We start from the raw sequence: 20543 nt of genomic DNA, 5'->3' as shown, positions 1-20543 counted from the left end.
TCTGCGCCGCGGAGCAGGACCTCAGCCGAAGACCGGCGACGGCGCCGGGATCCGCACGGGCGGCCGCGCGGCGAGGCGCTTCTTGACGCCGGCCCAGATCTTCTTGCGGCGGCCCTTGAACCAGTCGTCGTCGTCCTTGTGGTTCGTGATCTCCTGGTACGCGAGATACACCGACATGGCGAGGCTCAGCACCGAGAGCTGCTGTCCGTCGAGCAGTCCGACGACGCCCTGCGCCGCGAAGCCCACGACGACTGCCCAGCTCAGGATCCGGCGCTGCGTCAGAGCGACGTAGCGCTCGCGAGAGCCCTTCACCGTCCTGCGGACCCGCCCCGTGAGGGCGGTCTCGGCGAGGATCACAGCGAAGAGGACCATCGAGATGCTGTAGCTGACGGTTTCCATTGCATGCCTTCTGTCTCGGTCCATTGTCGACCCGAACCCTTGTCGTCCGCTACGAGTGCTCGGCGGTCGTCTTCACGAGGGGAGGTCGCCGGCGGCGGCCCGCGCCCGGAACGCCACCATGTTCATCCGGTTGCCGCACCGCACGCTGCAGAACCGCTTCGACCCGTTGCGCGAGAGGTCGACCAGCACGCCGTCGCAGTCGAAGGCCTCGCAGGTGCGCAGGCGCCCCATCTCGTCGCTGCGGAGCACGTCGACGAGCGCGAGCGCCGCCTCGACGCGGATGCGGTCGGCGAGCGGCGCCGTGAGGTCGGTCGCGTGCAGGTGCCAGTCCAGAGCGTCGTGCCGGACGAGCTGCGGCAGGGCGCCGACCTCGCGCAGCATGAGGTTGACCTCGGCGACGGCGGCATCGCGGTCCATCACAAAGACCCCGCGCAGGCGGTCGCGCGCGTCGAGCACGGCGACGAGCTCGGCCTCGTCGCGATCGAACCGCCCGGAGTACCCGAACGCATCGAGCAGCGCCGTCAGCTCGGACGGCGTCGCGATCTCGTCGACGCCCGATCTCGACGCCGTGGGCACCGTGTTCGACAGGGCCACGACGAACTCGAGGGCCTCGTCGGTGTCAGGGGCAAAATGCAAGTTGACTCCTTACTCAGAGCCACACTAACGTCTCGATCAGAAGCACGACAACCTCTCATCTCCGACTCGCGCACACGCCTCGATCAAGGACCGCCCATGCCCCGCTCGTCCACCACCACCGGCCTCGTCATCGCCGTCGTCGCCGCGTTCACCTTCGGCATGTCGGGCGCGTTCGTGAAGCCGATGCTCGAGGCCGGCTGGAGCCCGGCGGCGGCGGTCACCGTGCGCGCCCTGGTCGGCGGGATCGTGCTCGCACCCGTCGCCGCGATCAGCCTCCGCGGCCGCTGGAGCGCGCTGTGGCGCGGCCGCTGGCGCGTGCTTGCCATGGCGGTCATCGGCGTGGCGGGGTGCCAGCTGGCGTACTTCGCGGCGATCCAGCGGGTTCCGGTCGGCACCGCGATCCTGCTGGAGTACATGGCTCCGCTTCTGCTCGTCGGGCTGGTGTGGGTCCGCACGCGGCGCCGCCCCGAGACCGTGGTGATCGTGGGCAGCGTCGTCGCCGTGGCGGGCCTCGTGCTCGTCGTCGCACCGGCCTCGGGCGTGCACCTCGACGCTCTCGGCCTGTTCTTCGGCGTGCTGGCCATGGTCGGCTGCGCGATCTACTACGTGGTGGCGGCGGCTCCGGCCGACGGGCTGCCCTCCGTCGCCCTCGCCGCCGGAGGCCTCCTGATCGGCGGACTCGTGCTCGGCGCCCTCGGCCTGGTGGGCGCGCTGCCGTTCACCGCGAGCTTCGCGCCCGTCACCGTGCTCGGATCGACCGTCGACTGGTGGGTGCCCGTCCTGATCGTCGGGCTCGTCGCCACCGCGATCGCCTACACGGCCAACATCACGGCCAGCGAGATGCTCGGGGCCCGCCTCGCCTCGTTCGCCGGCCTGCTCGAGGTCGTCGCGGCGACCCTGTACGCGTGGGTGCTGCTCGGCGAAGACCTGACGGTGCCGCAGCTGCTCGGCGGCGTCCTGATCCTGGCCGGGATCGCGTTCGTCCGCTCGGCCAGGGGCGACGCCTCGACGCGCATCCCGACCGGGCCCGCGGCACCGGCCATCGACCCCACGCCGACAGGGCCGCTCACCCTCGTCTAGTCCCGCCCAGAAGCAGTCAGCCCAAGCCGGTCAGCCCAGAAGCTTCTGGCGCAGGAACTCGACCATCGTCCGAACGAGCTCCCGCTTCGAGTCGGCCCTGCGGTACTCGTGCCCCTCCCCGGCCAGCTCGAGGTACGCCACGTCGGCGCCGCGCTCGTCGAGGGCCGCGACGATCTGGTGCGACTCCCCCACCGGCACGTTGGTGTCGAGCTCGCCGTGCACGACCAGCAGCGGTGCGACGATGTCGTCGGCCCGGCCGAGCGGCGACAGCTCGGCGAGCAGCTCCGCGTCGTCGACCGGGTGACCGTACTTGGTGGTGGCGGCCGCCGCGATCCAGGGCTCGGTGTCGCGGTAGAACGTGTGAAGGTCGCTCATGCCGCAGACGGCCACGCCGGCGGCGAAGACGTCGGGCGTGAAGGCGAGCGACGCGAGCGTGGCGTAGCCGCCGTAGGAGCGCCCTTCGACGGCGACGGTGGAGGCGACGGCGAGTTCCTGCGCCAGAAGCCAGTCGCGGCAGTCGACGATGTCGGCGTGCGCGTTCCAGCGGAGGGCGAGGTCGTCGGCGTGGACGAACTCCGAGCCGAAGCCGGAGGATCCCCGGATGTTCGGCGCGAAGACGGTGATGCCGGCGGCGACGAGCGCCTGGTGCTGGGGCGAGAAGGCGGGGCGCTCCTGCGACTCGGGGCCGCCGTGCAGGTGGATCATCGCGGCGGGCGGGCCGTCGCCTGACGCCGCGCGGTACAGCCACCCGGTCAGCGTCAGCCCGTCGCGCGCGGTGAGGGTCTCGAGCGTCGGCTCGACGAGGCCCTCGGGCAGCTCGGGCCCGTCGGTGACCGGCGACCAGGCGTGCGTCGAGGTGTCCAGGCGCCAGAGCGCGCGCGGGCGGAGCGGCCCCTCGACCGTGAGGAGCACGCTGCGGCCGTCGCGCGAGATGACCGGGTTGGTGACGACCTGGCCGGGGAGGCCGTCGACCCGGGTGCGCTGGCCGGAGGCGGTGTCGAGCAGGTCGATCTCGCTGCGTCCGGCGGCGTTCCAGACCAGCAGCAGCACCCGCCCGGCGTCGTCGGCGTCGAGCTCTTCGAGCTCCGCGTCGTCGCGGCCGGCGAGAACGTGCGACTCGCCGCGCCAGCCGTGCGGGCCGAGCGGCATCGCGACGAGCTGACGCCGAGGCAGCCCGGCCTCGGTGGCGAGGTAGGCGATGAGCGGGCTCGACTCCGACTCGGGCGAGGGCCGGATCAGCGCCGTCTCGGCCGACCCCGCCCACGGCTCGACGAGCAGCGGGTGGTCGTCGTCGGTGAGGCGGTCGACCACGACGACGAACTCGTGGCCGCGACCGCCGTCGCGCAGGATCACGAGACGCTCCTCGACCGACACGTCGAGGATGTGGATCAGCTCGCCGGTGGCCAGGTCGTCACGGGCGCCCGACTCGGGGTCGACGAGGTAGGCGCGAGCCGGCTGCTCCGGCTCGGTCGAGGGCAGCGTGACGACGACCCGGTGGCCGCTGCGCGACCACGGTCCGAGCTCGGCGTGCTGGTCGCGCGATCCGGCGATGCGCTGCGCGTCGGAGCCGTCGGGCCGCACGACCCAGACCTGCTGGCGCACACCGCCGTCGGTGGCCACGGCGACGGCGAGCCAGGCGCTGTCGGCCGACCACGAGACGGCGATGACGGGGTCGTCGCTCAGGGTGATGCGGTGCGGGGTCGGGAGAGTTCCTGCGCTGATGACGTCCTGGACGAACACCTCGGGACAGCCGAAGCGGTCGCTGACGAAGGCGACGCGACGGGCGTTCCGGGTCATGGTCGGGCCCCAGGAGCCCCACGCGCCGACGAGCTGGTCGACGAACGGATCGGCGACGGTGTTCACAGCCGTCACGAGGTCACCCCCTGGGCCTGCAGCCACATCTCGAGGGTGGCGAGCTGCCAGAGGGCGTTGGATCCGAGGGTGGTCCGGGCGTTGTTGGGATTCGCGAGCATCGACTCGACGGTAGCCGGGTGGAAGAATCCTCGCTCGCGGGCGGCAGGATCGAGCAGGGCGTCGCGCACCTTCTGCAGGTAGGGCCCCTCGAGCTGGCGGATCGCCGGCACCGGGAAGTACCCCTTGGTGCGGTCGATCACGGCGTCGGGGACGATGCCGCGGGCGGCCCGCTTCAGGACCCCCTTGCCGCCGTCCTGCAGCTTGAGCTGCGGCGGGATCCGCCCGGCCAGCTCGACGAGCTCGTGGTCGAGGAAGGGGACGCGCGCCTCGAGCCCCCATGCCATCGTCATGTTGTCGACGCGCTTGACCGGGTCGTCGGTCAGCATGATCGAGGTGTCGATCCGCAGGGCCGCGTCGACGCTGGTCTCGGCGCCGGGCCGGGCGAAGTGCTCGTCGACGAACAGGGAGGGCACGTCGGTCTCGGCCAGCCACTCCGGGCGCAGGATCCGCGGCATGTCGCGCCAGCGCCGATCGAAGAACACCGACGCGTACGCCTCGGCGGCTCGCGCGCGCGGCACGCCGTTCAGCGGCGGGTACCAGTCGTAGCCCCCGAGCACCTCGTCGGCACCCTGGCCCGACTGCACCACCTTGATGCTCTTCGACACCTCCTGGCTCAGCAGGTAGAAGGCGACGCAGTCGTGGCTCACCATCGGCTCGCTCATCGCGGCGATGGTGCCGTCGATGCCGGGCAGCAGCTGGTCGCCGGGGATCGGGATGCGGTGGTGGTCGGTGCCGAACTCCTTCGCGACGATCGACGAGTACTCGAACTCGTCGCCCGACTCGCCGCCCGCCGACTCGAAGCCGATGCTGAACGTCGCCAGGTCGGTCTGGCCGGCCTCGGCCAGGAGCGCCACGACGAGGCTGGAGTCGATTCCGCCCGAGAGGAGCACGCCCACCGGGACGTCCGACACCATGCGGCGCTTGACGGCGGTGCGGAGCGAGTCGATCAGGGCGTCCTGCCAGTCCTGGTCGCTCCAGCCGGCCTCGGCCTCGTCGCGAGCGAACGCGGCCTCCCAGTAGAGGGTGTCGGAGTGCTCGCCGGTGGGCTCGACCACGCGGATCGTCGCCGGCGGCAGCTTCTTGACGCCGTTCAGGATGGTGCGCGGCGCCGGCACGACCGAGTGGAACGTGAGGTACTCGGCCAGCGCGTCGACGTCGATCGAGGTGTCGGTGCCGCCGCCCGCCAGGAGCGCCGGCAGGGTCGAGGCGAACCGGATCCGCTCGGGCGTCGCGTCGTAGTAGAGCGGCTTGATGCCGAGGCGGTCGCGCACCAGGATCAACCGGCCCGACCGGTGCTCCCAGATCGCGATGGCGAACATGCCGAGCAGGTGGCTCGCGAACCGCGTGCCCCACTCGGAGTAGGCCTTGAGGATCACCTCGGTGTCGGAGGTCGAGAAGAAGTGATGCCCCTTGCGGCGCAGCTCGTCGCGGAGCTCGACGTAGTTGTAGATCATGCCGTTGTAGGCGATCGTCAGCCCGAGCTCGGCGTCGACCATGGGCTGCGCCCCGCCTGGGCTGAGGTCGATGATCGAGAGCCGGCGGTGCGCGAGGCCGATCGGTCCGCGCGTCCACAGGCCGTCGCCGTCGGGGCCGCGGTGCACCTGGCAGCCCGACATCCGGCTGAGGGTCGCAGGATCCGCCTGCCGCCCGTCGAACCGCAGCTCGCCCGCGAGCCCGCACACGTCAGGCCTCCCCGTCGGAGCCGGCGTCCGGCCCGATGATCCAGGTGTCTTTCGCGCCGCCGCCCCGCGACGAGTTGACGACCATGCTGCCCTCGGGCGCCACCCGGGTCAGGGCGAAGTCGGCCAGGCGCGCCTGCGTCGGCCCGACCCCGGTCAGGTAGACGAAGGCGCGGAGGTCGACGTGGCGCGGCTCGAGGCCGGTCGCCGTCAGAGTCGGGTGCGACGAGAGCGTCACGACCTCCTGCGCCACCCAGCGGGCCGGGTCGGCGGCGATCTCCGCGCGGCGCGCCGCGACCTCGGCCGCGTTCGCGCTCGGCCCGATCAGCACGCCGTGGCCGCCCTCGCCGTCGACCGGCTTCGTGACGAGCTCGCCGACGCGATCGAGCACGCTCAGCTTCTCGGCCTCGTCGCTCAGCCGGTACGTCGGCACCGACTCGAGCTTCGGCTTCTCGTCGAGGTAGTACTCGATCAGGTCGGGCACCGCGACGTACATGGCCTTGTCGTCGGCGAGGCCGTTGCCCGGCGCGTTGGCGAGGAAGACGTCGCCGGTGGCGGCGACGTCGATGATGCGCGCGCCGAGGTCGGGGTCGGCGGGGGTTGCCAGTTCCAGCACCTCGCCGTCCATGCGGAGGTAGAGCGCGTCGATGACCTCGCCCGTCGCCGCGTGCCGCACGCGGTGGCCGTCGACTGCGAGGTCGTCGGCGGTGACCAGGAGCAGTCCGGCGCCCTCGGCCAGGGCCTGGTGCTCGAACCAGGCGCCGCTGCCGGGCCCGCTGCTCAGGACGGCGCCCACCGGCTCGGGGTTCGTGCTGTGGGCGAGGAGCGTCTCGCGCAGCAGGGCGAAGACCGTCTCGGGGTTCAGGAGTCCGGCCGGGCGGGGCGCCTCGGGCACGACCTCGTCGAGGAGGTGGCGGACCGCCACGGCGTAGGCGGCGCCGCTCGGGCTGCGGACGTTGTCTTCGAGCACGCGCCAGCCGCCGAACTCGTTTCGGATCAGGTCGAAGCCCTGGATCGGCGCACGGACGGTGCCCGTCGGCAGGAGGGAGGCCTCGACGCGCCAGCCGCTCGCGTCGACGACCTGGGCCTCGCTCAGGACGCCGTCCGCGACGATGCGCCGGGATCCGTAGGCGTCTTCGAGGAACGCCTCGATCGCCCGGGCGCGCTGTGCGAGCCCGGCGGCCAGCTGCTTCCACTCGTGGTGCGTGACGATGCGCGGCACGAGGTCGACCCCGAAGCCTCGGAGCTTCTCGTCGACGACGAAGCTCAGGCCCCTCTTCTGCGCCCACTCGTCGCGACGCTCGTTCTTCGCGCGGATCGCCTCGGCGTCGAGCGTGCGGAAGTAGCCGCCCACGTCGGCGTAGGCCGGGCGGGCCCGGAGTCCCGGCCCGATCGCCTCGTCTCCGGCACGGAACCGGTAGCCCCGGATCGTCGGGGTCGTCGGCAGGTCGCCGGCGGCGGGCCCGTGCGTCTCTTTCACGACCTGGTCGACGACGTCGTCGAGGCTGCCGTGCTCGGCGAATGCGGCGCGCTGGCGGTCGGCCGAGTTGCCGCGCGCCAGGGTCTGCTCGATCAGTCCCTCGACGTCGTGCCAGTCGCCGAGCTCCTCCAGCTGCGGACGGAGGGAGGTGGCGAGCGACCGCACGGCCTGCGCCGCCGGGAGCCGCTCGGGGTGGATGCCCAGCCCGAGCAGCTCGCCCGTCAGGCCGGCGCGGGCCGCCTGCCACATGGCGGCGCGGTGCAGGGGCGCCGCGCGCTGGCGATCGGGCCGGCCGTCGAGGATGTCGATCTCGGCCTTGCGGACGGCCGCCCGGAAGAGCCCCGCGATCAGGACGGCGTCGTCGACGATCGGGCACGCGTCGCAGGTGCGGAGCTCGAGCGTCGGCGCGTGCGACGACGGCCGGATGTCGAAGTACGCCATCTTGGCGTCGGCGATGACGCCCGAGCCGATGAGGTCCTGCACCATGCGGTCGTACTCGGCGGCGCCCGACATCGGGCCCGTCGCGCCGGCGCTCGGCCAGCGCTGCCAGATGATCGAGCGGATGCTCGCGTAGCCGGTGTCCTGCCCGTTCCAGAACGGGGAGCTCGCGCTGAGCGCCAGGAGGCCCGGGAGGTACGGGGCCACACGGCCCATGATCTGCACGGCGAGATCGCGGTCGGAGACGCCGACGTGCACCTGCAGGCCGCAGATCAGCTGCTCGTCGACGAGCATGCGGTACTGCTCCTGCATGCGCCCGTAGCGGCCCGTCGTGGTGAGCTCGAAGTCGGCGAACTCGGAGCGCGGGGCGGTACCGGCCGCGGCGATCGCGAGATCGTTCGCGGTCGCGACCTCGACGAGGTCTCTCCGCAGGGCGAGGATCTCGCGGCGCAGATCGGTGAGGTTCGTGACGACCGGCACGTTCGTCTCGACGGTGGTGCGCTGGAGCTCCGCCCCGTACTTGTCGGGCGGCAGCTTCGACAACAGCTGTGGCGCACGCGCGGAGAGCCTCTTCGTCTCGAGGTCGATCAGGTGGAGCTCTTCTTCTGCCCCCAGGGTCAGCTCTGCGCTCATTGCTCGAACCTAGTCGGGTTCGTCTACCAGCGGTAGGACTCTTGGGGGTTCCTCATGGAAGTGGCGGGTCGGCCCCGCCGGATCGGCCCGGCCCCGCCCGGCCGGCGTCGCGCGCCGCTCGCCCCCGCCGGATCGGCCCAGCCCCGCCGAACGCCCAGCGGGCTCGTGCCGATTCAGCGGGCATGAGCCCCACGATCGGCCGAGCCCAGCCCCGCCCGGCCGGCCGGCGTCGCGCGCCGCTCACCCCCGCCGGATCGGCCCAGTCCCGCCCGGCCGGCGTCGCGCGCCGCTCGCCCCCGCCGGATCGGCCCGGCCCCGCCGAACACCCAGCGGGCACGTGCCGATTCGGCGGGCATGAGCCCCACGAGCAGCCCGCCCGAGGCCGAGACTCATAAGCCCTCGCCTGATATCGCTCAGATATCAGGCCAGGGCTAATACCCAGCACAGCCCGGCGAGGGCGAAGGCGCACGCCCAGCTGACGAGGCTCCCGATCAGGAAGTACTCGGCCTGATCACCGCCCGACGCCTTGTTGATCTCGGGGAACCGCACGATGCCCTTGGCCGCGATCAGCGCCGCCACGACCGGCCACGCCCCGGCCAGCGTGAAGCCGGCGAGCAACAGGCGCTCGATCGGGCCGATCATGCGGCCGCCCTTGAGGGGTTCGGGTCGCGGCTGCTCCGGAGCCGGCGCCTGTCGCCACCGACGCTTGGCGACGGCCGGCGGAGCGCTCGCCTTCTGAACGCCGGTCGGCAGCGCTGACGTCACGATCACGTTCGCCGACTCGATCAGGAAGAGCGCCGAGCCGATCCCGGCGACGACGGCCGCCAGCGGCACCGGGCGCAGGAACTCGAGATGGTCACCCCGGTACCAGTCCCCCACGAATCCGCCCGCTTCAGCGCCGACACCCCCGCCGAGCACCAGGGCCGCCAGCCCAGCGGCCAGACCCGCCACCGGAAACCACCGTCCGACCGCGCGCGACGCCCGACCCGACCGCGTCGTCGCGATCCACACGGCGGCTCCGACGACCTCGATCAGGGCACCCCAGAGCGGCAGGCCGAGCCCGAGCCACGCGACCCAGACGATCAGGGCCCAGGCGATCGCGATGGCGACGAAGGCGCGCTTGCGCGGAGCCGGGGTCTGCTCCCGGGCGGCCGCACGGATGATGTCGGTGATTCCGATGAGAGCGAGCAGGACGGCGGCGAGCATCAGGCGGCCCCTTCATGGCGGGGCACGGCGGCGAGCACGCGGAGGCCATCGACCAGCGCCATCGCGCCCGACGACTGCAGCGACTGCGACACAGCCGACTGCGTGACCCCTTCGGCGCGGGCGATCTCGGCCTGCGTGCTGCCGCGAAGCACTCCGAGCGCGACCCGTCGGGCGCGGGCGTTCATCCGCGACACGATCTGGTCGCGCGCGAGGAAGTACGAGTTCACGAGCCGCTCCTCCAGGCCGCCCGGATCGGTGGACGACACGAACCAGGATCGCAGGCTCGGGTTCTTCGCGTCCTCCCGCCGGTGCGACTCGTTGATCGCGTCGCGCGCCGACCACCAGCCCGGGCCGTCCTGCAACGGACCCCTGCCGCCCTCTCCGATCGGACGCACGAGGCCGGCCCCGAGGCCGAAACGCAGCTCGAGCCCCGCCGGAAGCCCGAGCATCGCCGCCGTCGTCGCGACGACCGCGTCGCCGAGGGCCGCGTAGACCACCTGGAACTCGTCGCCGACCGTGGCCTGCAGCGCATCGGCGGCCTCGACACCCGACTCGGCGAAGGCGGCCTCGACGAGCCGCTGAGCCCCGGCCCGGTCGGTCATGTCGCGGGAGTTGACGATGTCGCCGATGACGGCGATCACAGGTGAAGCGTCCATCCCGTAAGCATATCGCTTATTTCTGCAATTTATAAGCCCCTAGCTAATTCCCGCACCCGCCGTCTGCACCGACACCCGCACCAGCGGCGGGTAGCCGCCGGTGGGTGCTACTCGCAGCCGACGCCGTCGCCGTCGCGGTCGAGCTTGGACGAGTACCCCGGGTCGCCACGATAAATGGGCGCGGCGCCATGATTGCGAACGTCGGTGCAGTTCTCGTAGTAGGCGGTCGCGGCCGGAGCGGCAGCCGCAGCGGCAGCCGCCTGGTCCGCGGCGGCCTTGTCCGCGGCCGCCTTTGCCGCGGCGTCGGCAGCGGCCTTCTTCGCCGCCGCAGCCTTCTTCGCCGTGGCGACCTTCGCGGCAGCGGCAGCTTTCTTCTTGGCAGCCGCGACGTGCGCCGCGTGCTTGACATTCGTGACGCCCACGGCGACGGCCTCGGTCACCGCCTGATCGGCATCAGGCGAGGTCGTGGTCGACACGAACGGCGACACCGGCGCATCGAGCTCGGGGCACGAGATGAGGATCCGCTCGATCGAATCGTGCTCGGCCGGCGTCATCCACAGGCCGTACTCGGCCTTGACCGTCACTTGGCGCGAGACGTACACGCACCGGAACGCCTTGCTCTTCGGCAGCCACGATGCCGCGTCCGAGTCACTCTTCTGCTCGTTCGAGGCGCCGTCGACGGCGAGGAGGTTGACGGGGTCGTTCGCCAGGGAGACGCGCTGCGCCTGCGTGAGCTGCTGTGCGCCGGTCTGCCACGCGTCGCCGAGAGCGACGAGGTGATCGATCTGAACGGCAGTCGAGGTGCCCTCGCCGCGCGTGAAAGCGATCGTCCTGGCGGTGTAGGGCGACACCAGCGTTCCTGATTCGACGGTGCAGTCGCCATCGATCGCCGCGTCCGTGAGGTCGCGGGCGAGGATGTCGTTCCGGGTGTCACAGCCGTTGCCGTCGACGTCGGTCCAGGCGTCCCCGAACGAAGCGACGCGATCGTATCCGGTCATCGGCGCGCGTCCCTTCACGGGGAGTGTGGCAAGGAGCGACATGGCCGAGGTCTCGTACACGGCAGGATCGGCGGTCACGGGGGCAGCCTCTCCGACGGTCGCCGGCTCGACGGTCGCGGCGCTGGTCGCCGGTGCCGAGTGGTCGGGAGTGGTGGTCGCAGTTCCTGCGGCCTCGGTGGGGGTGTCGGAGGTCGACGGATCGAGAGCGCCGCTGACGCCGGAAAGCGCGATGGATCCGGCCAGGACCAGAGCACCCACCTTGCGCGACGGGAGCCGTGCCCACGAGGCACGACCCGTGATGACGACGTAAAGAGCCGTGAAGAGGCCGGCGACACCGATGGCACCAAGGGCCATGGCTTGCCCGCTGCTCGCGAGCATGACGATGACGAAGAATGCGACAACGGCACCGCCGATGACGGTGGTGCGCGTCGTCGGGCGGCGGCTCTGCGGCTTCCACTGGCTCATCGGACTACCCCCGTCGAGGTCAACGAGCGGACAAGGCAGAGCGAAATCGGGCGCACGGAGGCTGCTTTCGGGGAGGCCCCCGACGAGCGGGGGTCGTGATCGGTTGAGGCGCCGACGGGGTCTGATCCGTTGCCGGGACGCTTACGCCATCGTAGGCAGACCAACCGGTTCGGCCGACAGCCCCCGAGCGGGGGCGTCGCCGCCCGGCCCGACCCCGCAAATGGACCCAGCCATCAGTCCGCGGACACCCGCTGTGGTCGTCCGCACCGGGTCTAGCGGCCGCCGACGAACGGCGACACCGGCGCCGCCATCATCGGGCAGGCGGCCAGGATCCGGGCCATCGCCGCGTGCTCCGCGGGAGTGACCCATAGCGCGTACTCGACCTTGACGCTGACCTGGTGCGCCACGTACGTGCACCGGTACGACTTGTTCGCCGGGAGCCAGGACGCCGCGTCGGAGTCGCTCTTCTGCTGGTTCGACGGCCCGTCGACGGCGAGGAGGTTGACGGGGTCGTTCGCGAGCGAGACCCGCTGGGCCTGCGTGAGCCGCTGCGCGCCGGTCTGCCACGCGTCCGAGAGCGCGACCATGTGGTCGATCTGCACCTCGGCCGAGGTGTCGTAGCCGCGGGTGAAGGCGATCGTCTCGCCGGTGTAGGGCGATGCGAGCGTGCCCGACTCGACGTCGCAGTCGGCGGCGATGTCGGTCGCGGTGAGGTCGCGCGTGAGGATGTCCTCGCGGGTGTCGCAGCCGTTGCGGTCGACGTCGGTCCACGCCTCGCCGAAGTCTCCGACGCGGTCGTAGCCGGTGCTCGGAGCCCGGCCCTTCACCGGCAGCGTGGCCAGGAGCGCCAGCGCAGTCGTGTCGAAGACAGCCGGATCGGCGATCACGGGAGACTCGTCGCCGCCTGCCCCGGAGCCGCCTGCCCCGGAGCCGTCTGCCGCAGAGCCGCCTGCCCCAGAGCCGCCCGCCCCGGACGCCCCCGGGCTCGAGGTGACCGACGGCGCTGACGACTCGGTCACCGTGGGCACGGGCGCCGGCGCCCGGGAAGGAGACCGGGACGGTGACGTCGATGCCGGAGCCGGTGCAGTCCGCTGAGGATCCAGCTGCGACACCCCGACCCCGGTAACGATGAGCACGCCGACGAGGCCGAGGGCGGCGATCGGCCGCGACCGGAACCGCAGCCACGACGGCCGCGCCGAGATCAGGGCGTAGAGCGCCGTGCCGGCGACGCACAGGCCGAAGCTGATGAGAGCACTGGGGAGCCCGCCGCCGAAAGCGAAGAAGACGACCACGAGGGCGACCGCCGCGACGCCGACGGCGGTGCCGGGGTGCACGGTGCGGCCTGGTCGCCGAGGTGGCGGGGCATCCTCGAACTGGCTGTCGGTCGGGGTGAGGAACGAGAAGCCGTCGGCCGGCCCCTGGCGCCTGCCGCGCAGCGGGTCGCCGCGGGTGCGAGAGGCAGCGTCCTGCTCCCCGGGTCTCTGCGCCGGGTCGGACGAGGAGGGCGGGTCTCCGAACCCGAAGCCGAAGCCGTCGTCGTCGTTCGAGCTCACTCAGATCACGTCGCGCGAGGCGAGGACCCACTTGAGCGGGTCGACGATGCGGAACGGCGAGATGCCGAAGTGGCTGAGCGACTCGCCGTCGGGCGATTCGCCTAGCACGGAGACGGCGAAGAAGCGGTGGTCGATGCCGGCGCCGCGATTCGCCTGCTCCAGCGAGAACACGAAGTTCTGCGCGCCCAGCTTGTGCAGCAGGCTGCGGACCTCGAGGTGCAGCAGCTCGCCGTCGGCCGAGTCGTAGCCGCCGGTGTCGAGACTCGGGTCGCGCTGGTAGGCGGCGCCGGGGTTCGACATGACGGCTTTCCAGTCGACGTCGTTGACCCGCGCCAGCGCCTGCAGGGCGTCGAACTTCGAGACGATGACGGCGATCCGCGTCGACGATCCGGCGGTGAGCCGCAGCAGGTTTCCGAGCACGACCTTCGGGTCGCCGCCGCGATACAGCTGCTGCGGCACGAGGTCGCGCAGGCGGTCGCGGATCTCGGTGATCGCGAGCGGGTCGAACATGAAGAACACGCTGTCGGCGTACCGCAGGAAGGACAGGTTGGGAGCGTCGGCGGCGGCGTTCTCCATCTCCTCCCCGGCGACGTCGCGGATCACCAGAAAGCGTGGTCGACCCCGCAGCATGCCGAGCGAGAAGATCATCGGGTCGCGCTGGTACGAGTTGTCGGTGTTCGCGCGAGGGGTCGGCGCGATGATGCCCATCTGCTCGTAGAGCGGCTTCTCGTAGACGGTCTGGTAGACGTCGCGCGTGCGGTCGTTGCCGAAGTCGAAGGTCGAGCCGAGCTTGCCCAGCAGCACCTCGAGCTGCTGGATCACGACCGCGATGTAGAACGACTTGCCCGTCGCGCGGGCGCCGTTCATGGCGATCGTGGTCACGTCGTTCGAGCGCCAGTCGGGCGGGAGCGCGTAGTGGCAGATCGGGCACGCCTCGACCTGCGGCTGCGGGCAGCGGCCGCAGTACTTCACCGGCGATGGAGCCCAGCGGCGTGGCGCGTCGGCCGGCTTCTGCTCGAAGTTCATGTTGCCCGAGAGGGTGCTGCTGCCGAGGAACGACGACGCGATCGGGTCGTGCGTCTTCTCGCACTGCGGGTTCTGGCAGATCCAGGCGTAGACGTCGGCGGGGAGCTGCTGGAAGCAGCTGGGGCAGGCGGTCATCGGGCGATCCTCTCGGCGTGGGGCGTGCCGGGCGCGAAGACGCCGTCGAGCAGGGAGCGGACGAGGCGGCGGAGTTCCTGCGCGTCGTGGAGGAGGCGGGTCGCGGCCGGCTGGCCCGCGGCCACGGGCTCGAGGTGCGTGACGGGACCGCCGGTGGTCGCCAGGAGCTCGAAGGCGCGGCGCTCCAGAAGCACGACGGGGTGGCGCAGGTCGGTCGGAGTCGTGGCCGGTCGTGCGGCGGCGAGCACGTCGTCCGACACCAGGTAGGCCACCGTCGGCTCGCCCGGGTGGCGTCCGGACAGCGCCGGGTCGTCGAGGTCGGCACCCGTCGAGAGGCGGGTCGCCCCGCGCAGGCGCTGCAGGTCGGCCGCGAGATCGGCGGCAGAGGCAGAGGGGCGCAGGAACTCGACGCCATCCGTCACGAGCGCGACCTCCACGCTGCGGCCGGCCGCGATGACGTCGGCCACTCCCAGCAGCACCTCCACGAGAGCCGCGAGGGTCCCGTCGCGCCACCGCGCCTCGAGGGAGGCCGAGCCGTCGACGGCCACCGTCACGTTCACCGCCGACTCGGCGCCGACGCGGTCGACCGAGAGGATCTCGCGAGTCGCGATGCGCGCCGCGGTCGCGAGCTCGGAGAGCACCGCGGCGGACTCGACGGCGGCAGCGCGGGCGGTGAGCTTCGCACCGGTGACGTCGAGCGTCGCCAGGTCGCGGTGCGGGAGCCCCGACACGTCGACGTTCGCGAGCACGATCCGGTCGGGGTCGGGGAGGCGCTCGTCGACGACGAGGGTGACGCCCAGCACGGTGCCGGCGGGGAACGCGGCGGCGCCGACGGGCGACACCCGGACGGCGCTGTGACCGGCGGGCATCGGCACGACGAGCATGCCGGGTCGGGGCGCGATCACCCCGGCGACGGGCGCGCCCGCGTCGGTCAGCGCGACGGCGATCCGACCCGGTCCGGTCGCGCCGACGGCGACGACCTGGACGGTCAGGGCTCCGACGCGCACGGTGACGTCGCCGTTGCCCTCGAGAACGTAGGTGGGCATCAGCTGTCTTCTTTCTTGTTCTGGCGCGAGCCGAGTCGGCCCAGGAGGGAGGAGCGCGACTTCGACTGCGCGTCGGCTCCGGTCACGTCGTCGAGGTAGTCGCGGGTCCAGCGCTTCGCGTCGGAGACGGGAAGCGACCCGTCGGCGCGGTGGAGGGAGCGCGCCACGACGTCGGGGAGCTGCTCGGCTGTCGCCGCCCAGGCGTGCTCGAGCCCCAGCTGCAGCAGGATGCTCGCCACACGCGAGCCGTCTCGGGTCGTCAAGCGCGCGACGACGTCGCGCGGCTTGGTGGCGGGGAACGGCACGGGGAAGCCGCCGATGCCCCGCACGCCGATCTCGGCGATGGCCGGCATGTCGTCCTGGCCGAGCACCTTCGCCTCGAAGGTGAGGTCGAGGATCCGCGCCAGGGCGACGGAGTCGACGGCCCTGGCGATCTCGGTCAGGCGCTGCTCGAGGACGACTCCGAACGTCGCGTTCAGGCCGCGGAGCACGACCGCGGTGGCTGCGGCGGCGACGATGGCTTCTTCCGCACCGGGAAAGTACGTCCTGTGATCGTCGAGGAGCCGCACGAGCGGCGACAGGATGCTGATCTGCCGGTCCACGCCCTCGTCGCGGATCTTCTGCGCCAGCAGACGGAAATCGGCGGCATCGAAGGCCACGCCCGACCTCGTCGCAGAGACCTGCCGCGCCAGCTCGAGCATCTCCGCCGCGTCCGCAGGGCGCACGGCGAGGGCTCCGACGACGGCGCGGTCGGGAAGCGTGCCGGGCCGATCGGCCTCGATCGACAGCGCCTCCCGGACGCTCCAGGGCGGCATCGCGGTCCCGAGCGCGCTGATGACCGAATCGCCGCCGGCATTCCGTTCGAGCACCTCGCGCACGATCGACGCACGCAGGTCGGCGGCACCGCCGACGTCGCCGTTCCGCGCGCACTGGATGACGTACTCCCGGTCGAGGCTGCCGAGGCGCCCGGTGGCGGGATCGACGGAGACGGCCGCGCCCTCGGGGTAGAGCCAGGCGAGCACATCGGGCAGGAGGACTCCGCCGATGGGTCCGGTCTGGACGCGCTCGGCCGATGCCACGACCTCTCGGAGCAGGCGGGCCGTTCCGGGGGCGAGAGGGCCGGCGCGGGTCATGAGCGCCCGCGGCACATGCACGCCGTCGACCACGACGAGAGGCGCGACGGCGACCTCGAGGAGGATCTCGGATCCCTGGTCGGCGGCGCCGGACAGACCCGATCGCACCAGGAAGTCGACCAGGCGGACGGCCGCCACGGCGTCGTCGACGGTGACCGCTGCCGCGGACAGCCGGTCGGTCATCGCGGCGACCGTCTCGGCGGCCGCCGTCTCGACGCGCGAGACCGGGGTGAACGCCGTGGGTGCCGGAGCGGCTGACGATCCTGTGAGCCAGGGCAGGTCGCGGAGGGCGCGTCCGACGTAGACGGCCGACGCGAGGGCGGTGATCGTCGTGCCCGGGGCGCACGCCTCGAGGAAGCGCCAGACCTCGCCCGTGCTGGAGCCGAACATGCCGTCGGTCAGGTCGTGCATGGCCGACCAGAGGCCGTCGTGATCGATGACCCGGGCGGGCGTCGAGTCGCGCAGCACGGCCGCGGCCTCCTCGCGCGCGTCGGCGAGCTCGTCGCTCCTCGTGGCCACGGCCATCGCGAGCGGCCAGTCGACCGAGAGGCCGCGGTCGCCGATCTCGTTCGAGACGGCGTCGACGCGCGACAGCGTCCGAAGTGCCGTGTCGGGATCTTGCAAGACGACCTGCGCCATCGCCGACCACGCGGTCACCGCGACGCGAGAGCCGCGAGCCGTGACGCTGTCGGCGCCGCCGAGGTCGCCGAGCGACGGCGACTCGGCACTGTCGATGATGATCGCGCCCGATGTCTGCGAGTCGGTCAGGGCGGAGGCGTCGGCCCGAGGGAGTGCCGCGAGCAGCACGCCCCGCCGGAAGGCGAGGTCGAGCCCCGTCGAGCGCTCGAACAGCGAGAACGACAGGCGGCGACTCGTGCCCGCCGACAGGAAGGCGCTCACGCCGGTCACCCAGAGCGCGGCCTCGTCGGGATCCTCGACGACGAGGACGACCGGGCGGCCACCGCGAAGTGCTTCGGCGACGGCGTCGAGCAGCACGCTGAAGACCCCGACGCGCCAGACGGACGGGTCGAGCAGGAAGGCCACCGCGGCGGCGCGCGCGGCTCCCGGTTCGACGACGAGAGGTGGGGCGACGCCGAGCGCCGCCGCGACGACGTCCTGCTGGCCGAACGGCGCGAGCCAGCCGCGCCGCCAGGACTCGATCGGGCGCACAGCCGGGCTCTCGTGCGCCGGATGACGGTCGAGCACCACGTGCGAGAACACGTTGCCGGGGCGTCCCGTGCCGTCGAGCCCGCTCTGGACCGCGTGCCAGTAGGCGAACGACCCCGACGCGTCGAGTGGTCCGTAGACGAGGCGTCGCGGCTGGGCCGCGATGTCGTCGGGGCTCGGGAACTGCGGCAGCGCGTCGACGGGCTCGAACGAGGTGACGATGCGCGAGCGCAGGGTCTCCTCCTCGGCCTCGGTGAGGATCCCGCGGATCTCCTTGACCTGCCAGCCGCCCCGACCGCTGCCCGTGTCGAACGAGGTGTAGGTGAGCTGCGCCCACCGCTCCGCCGCCTTCCGCCCCCGGTCAGACACCGAAGCGGCCCGCCTTTCCGACGCGCAGCGACGAGGCGGCCGGATCGAGCAGCGCCACCGAACCGAGAGCGTCGGCAGGCACCTCGACGAAGAGACGCACGTAGCCGGTCGCCCCACCGGACTCGGCCTTCCAGGTGTCGGAAGGGGTGCGCCAGGCGATGCCCGGGGCGTCCCTCTGCACGTTCGGCAGCTGGGCGCGGCGCACCGGCATCCCGCCGAGCTCCTCTGCCGCCACCGTCATGGCGACCCCGTCGCTCATGCTCAACGGAAACCGCTCGGGGTTGTGCACGAGGACGCAGACGACGGGCCGGTCGACCGACTCGCTCACGGCGTGCACGGAGAACGTCACTCCCGTCACCTGCCGCATGATGTTGCGGTTGACCTCGAGGTCGTAGCGGAGGCGCGTGAGACCGGGGTACGAGACGGTGGTCGGCGCGCCCTGGACGCTGTTGCCGTTGTGGAACGCGACGGGCACCAGGTGCACGTCGTAGCCCTTCGTCGGCAGGGGGCTCGGGAAGGTGAAGCCGCCCGCCTGCTTGTACTGCTCGAGCGAGACCTCCAGAGCCCGGCTCTGCGCGATCGCGTCGACGGCCGAGCGCCCCGGTGCCGAGCCGTAGATCTGCACCGACGCGGCACCCTCTGGCCAGGCGAAGGTCAGGATCTGCTTGGTCACGCGCTCGACGATCTTCGCCGCCTTGATCGACCGTGGCCCGGCGTGCGACACCGTGGTGCCGACGAAGGCCTGACCGCCGAGCAGGGTCACCGGGGTGAAGTACGCCCGGGTCCAGGTGCGGGGCCAGGGCACGTCGGTCATGCCGCGGGCGCCCTCCTCCCCGACCTCGATCGGGTGGGCGAGGCGGTCGCCGTCGGCCAGGAGCGTCTGCACGAGCGATCCCTCGGGCAGCGGCTCGCGGTCGGCACCCGGCTGAGGCGGCTGCTCGGTCCGGTAGACGACGACCTGCCCGCCTGCCGGGGCCGTCCAGGCCAGATCGAACCGGCGGTCGTCGTCGCCGCCGTGAGCCTCGATGCGAAGGTCGCGAACCGGCTCCAGCACGTCCGAGACGAGGACGTCGCGCGGTGTCGGGAGCGACTGCTGCGTGACCCCGTCGACCGCGGCCTCGGCCACGATCGCGTAGAGGTAGCGAGCACCCCGCTCGGCCTGCGTGTCGACGAAGCCGCCCAGGTTCGTCGACTCGGTCATGATCTGGTACTGCGGGTTGCTCAGCCCGTGCGCGGCGCGCGAGACCGGGACGCGGTACACGAGCACCCGGCTCGTGCCGGGCCACACCGTCCACTGGCCGATGACGCGTCCCTCGTCCTCGCGGATCTCGATGTCGCGCGGCTGAGCGACGAACGCCCCGGTCGCGTGCAGAGCGGGCTGGGCGGCACGAGCAGACGCCTCGTCGGCTCCGCCGTTCGCCCAGACCTGCACGTGACGCACGGCGGTGGTGAAAGGCCGCTCGTCGCGCAGCGTGAGCTGCGTCGTGGCGCCGACGACGTCGGCGAGGTCGGGCGTGTAGGGAGCGAACTCATCGCTCGAGACAACCCGGTAGATCGTGACGTTCTGAGGAGTCGCCCCGGGAGCTCCGGCGAACGCCGCCCAGCTGAACGTGAACGACAGGTCGGGCGTCTGCACGCCCGCGAGCTGGACGGTCGCGTTGCCGGCGGGGATCAGCGCGTAGGGCGCGAAGCCGCTCGCCTCCACCGGCCCGGCGGCCGTCGAGTCGCTGCCGACGGGGCGAGGCGACGGTGAGGCCGCCTCGAAGATCCGAGGTTCGGCAGGTGCGGCGACCGGCTCGCGCTCGGGCTCCCGTGCCTGCGGCGTCACGGGCGCAGGAACTGCCTCGTCGACCGCGGCCGCCGACCCCGCCGGCTGCCCGACGCCGTCGAGCACGTCGCCGATCTCGTCGGCGAACTGCGCTTCGCCCGCCGACAGCATCGACCTGACCTGGTCGCGGCTGAGGCTGGTCATCCGCGCGATGCCGCGCAGCTTGAACTCCTTGAGCGCCGAGACGCCCTCGCGATTGCGCGCGAGCTGAGCGGCGCGCCAGCTCCGGAGCGCCTCGAAGCGGGCCTCGGCCTGCGGGTCGGCCGACGCCCCAGCGGCCGGGGTCTCAGCGGCCGGCGTCTCGGGCAGCGGCCTGGTCTCGGCGGCCGTGGTCTCGGGCAGCGGCTTGGTCGCCGGCTCCGCTCCGGACGACGCACCCGGCGCCGGCCGGCCCACCGGCGACTCGAGCTCGGGCGGGATGTCGGGGAAGCGCACGCCCATCCGCATCTGGTGGTTCAGGAACCCGAGCGTGGGCAGCCAGGAGACGACCTCGGGCGTGATCGGCACCTCGTCGAGCGGCACACCCTGCGCGACGGCCCGGAGGGAGTGCTCGTCGGGCACCGCGTAGCCGGCGCCGGACCTCGTGGCCGCCCAGCGCTGGAGGACGTCGAGCCGGTCTTCGGGAGTCAGTGCCATTCGTGG

14 protein-coding genes are annotated in these 20543 nt (G+C 72.3%); 1 reads left to right on the top strand and 13 read right to left on the bottom strand.

Translation table 11 applies throughout. The features are described 5' to 3' along the window. Nucleotides 1-21 precede the first annotated feature (21 nt). Together AC3CBB_RS03800 and AC3CBB_RS03795 are read right to left on the bottom strand one after the other, a co-directional pair. Entirely contained in the window at nt 22-399 is a 378-nt protein-coding gene (locus AC3CBB_RS03800; RefSeq protein ID WP_488626058.1) for a hypothetical protein, read from the bottom strand. 72 nt (nt 400-471) lie between these two features. Further along, complete coding sequence (locus tag AC3CBB_RS03795) at nt 472-1035, bottom strand: CGNR zinc finger domain-containing protein (protein WP_488626057.1); 564 nt, start codon at nt 1033-1035, stop codon at nt 472-474. Between the two features lie 96 nt (nt 1036-1131). Here AC3CBB_RS03795 and AC3CBB_RS03790 point away from each other — a divergent pair, with 96 nt between their 5' ends. Further along, nucleotides 1132-2115 carry an EamA family transporter gene (locus tag AC3CBB_RS03790; RefSeq protein ID WP_488626056.1) on the top strand — a complete coding sequence of 328 codons (984 nt, stop codon included), beginning with the start codon at nt 1132-1134 and terminating at the stop codon, nt 2113-2115. A 30-nt stretch (nt 2116-2145) separates the two neighbouring features. On the opposite strand, the gene AC3CBB_RS03785 is transcribed toward AC3CBB_RS03790, so the two are convergent. The 11 genes from AC3CBB_RS03785 to AC3CBB_RS03735 all read right to left on the bottom strand — a co-directional run bounded on the left by AC3CBB_RS03785 (nt 2146) and on the right by AC3CBB_RS03735 (nt 20537). Beyond that, the gene (locus tag AC3CBB_RS03785) at nt 2146-3987 is read right to left on the bottom strand and encodes a S9 family peptidase (RefSeq protein WP_488626055.1); all 1842 of its coding nucleotides are present in this window, start codon (nt 3985-3987) and stop codon (nt 2146-2148) included. Next, complete coding sequence (locus AC3CBB_RS03780) at nt 3984-5771, bottom strand: N-acetylglutaminylglutamine amidotransferase (protein ID WP_488626054.1); 1788 nt, start codon at nt 5769-5771, stop codon at nt 3984-3986. The genes AC3CBB_RS03785 and AC3CBB_RS03780 overlap by 4 nt, the downstream gene beginning before the upstream one ends. 1 nt (nt 5772) lies before the next feature. After that, the gene (locus AC3CBB_RS03775; protein WP_488626053.1) at nt 5773-8319 is read right to left on the bottom strand and encodes a glutamate--cysteine ligase; all 2547 of its coding nucleotides are present in this window, start codon (nt 8317-8319) and stop codon (nt 5773-5775) included. 420 nt (nt 8320-8739) lie between these two features. After that, nucleotides 8740-9525: a hypothetical protein gene (locus AC3CBB_RS03770; protein WP_488626052.1), complete on the bottom strand. Its 786-nt coding sequence runs from the start codon at nt 9523-9525 to the stop codon at nt 8740-8742. Next, the gene (locus AC3CBB_RS03765) at nt 9525-10181 is read right to left on the bottom strand and encodes a SatD family protein (protein ID WP_488626051.1); all 657 of its coding nucleotides are present in this window, start codon (nt 10179-10181) and stop codon (nt 9525-9527) included. The genes AC3CBB_RS03770 and AC3CBB_RS03765 overlap by 1 nt, the downstream gene beginning before the upstream one ends. A gap of 107 nt (nt 10182-10288) precedes the next feature. Continuing rightward, entirely contained in the window at nt 10289-11644 is a 1356-nt protein-coding gene (locus AC3CBB_RS03760; RefSeq protein ID WP_488626050.1) for an excalibur calcium-binding domain-containing protein, read from the bottom strand. Between the two features lie 272 nt (nt 11645-11916). Further along, nucleotides 11917-13197, bottom strand: coding sequence for an HNH endonuclease family protein (locus tag AC3CBB_RS03755; protein WP_488626049.1), 1281 nt, complete (start codon nt 13195-13197; stop codon nt 11917-11919). Further along, nucleotides 13198-14358: a TRAFAC clade GTPase domain-containing protein gene (locus AC3CBB_RS03750; protein WP_488626048.1), complete on the bottom strand. Its 1161-nt coding sequence runs from the start codon at nt 14356-14358 to the stop codon at nt 13198-13200. After that, a complete protein-coding gene (locus AC3CBB_RS03745; RefSeq protein ID WP_488626047.1) occupies nt 14355-15404 on the bottom strand; it encodes a hypothetical protein in 1050 nt (349 codons plus the stop codon). The genes AC3CBB_RS03750 and AC3CBB_RS03745 overlap by 4 nt, the downstream gene beginning before the upstream one ends. Then, nucleotides 15404-18073 carry a GAP1-N2 domain-containing protein gene (locus AC3CBB_RS03740; protein WP_488626046.1) on the bottom strand — a complete coding sequence of 890 codons (2670 nt, stop codon included), beginning with the start codon at nt 18071-18073 and terminating at the stop codon, nt 15404-15406. The genes AC3CBB_RS03745 and AC3CBB_RS03740 overlap by 1 nt, the downstream gene beginning before the upstream one ends. Beyond that, complete coding sequence (locus AC3CBB_RS03735; protein WP_488626045.1) at nt 18066-20537, bottom strand: SaeA-related protein; 2472 nt, start codon at nt 20535-20537, stop codon at nt 18066-18068. Before AC3CBB_RS03735 ends, AC3CBB_RS03740 begins: the two co-directional genes overlap by 8 nt. Between the last annotated feature and the right edge of the window lie 6 nt (nt 20538-20543).

It is taken from the genome of Frondihabitans sp. OV104, assembly GCF_057787745.1.
This window is presented reverse-complemented; position numbering and strand designations above follow the sequence as displayed.